At 65.3% G+C, this 265-nt stretch carries 1 protein-coding gene; it reads right to left on the bottom strand.

Features of this window, described 5'->3' with window-relative positions; translation table 11 throughout:
- Nucleotides 1–265, bottom strand: a 265-nt coding sequence (locus tag KZZ06_RS21120) for an ATP-binding protein (protein WP_219581907.1), incomplete at both ends; no start/stop codon positions are given.

The following is a 265-nucleotide window of genomic DNA, read 5'->3' as shown; positions in this document are numbered from 1 at the left end:
CGATCCAGGGCCGTGCGACGCCGGTAGCTCTCGACGTTCATCTCGAAGATGGTGGCATGGTGCACCAGCCGGTCGACGGCAGCGAGCGTCATGGCCGGATCGGGGAAGATCCGACCCCACTCGCCGAAGGGCTGGTTGGCGGTGATCATCAGGGAGCGGCGCTCGTAGCGGGCGCTGATCAGCTCGAACAGCACGCTCGTCTCGGCCTGATCCTTGGTTACGTAGGCGAGGTCGTCGAGGATCAGCATGTCGAAGCGGTCGAGCC

The sequence above is a fragment of the Sulfitobacter sp. CW3 genome, assembly GCF_019392245.1.
Taxonomy (GTDB): Bacteria; Pseudomonadota; Alphaproteobacteria; order Rhodobacterales; family Rhodobacteraceae; genus Sulfitobacter.
Note: the sequence above shows the minus strand (reverse complement) of the source record. Positions and strands in the feature narration are given on the sequence as shown.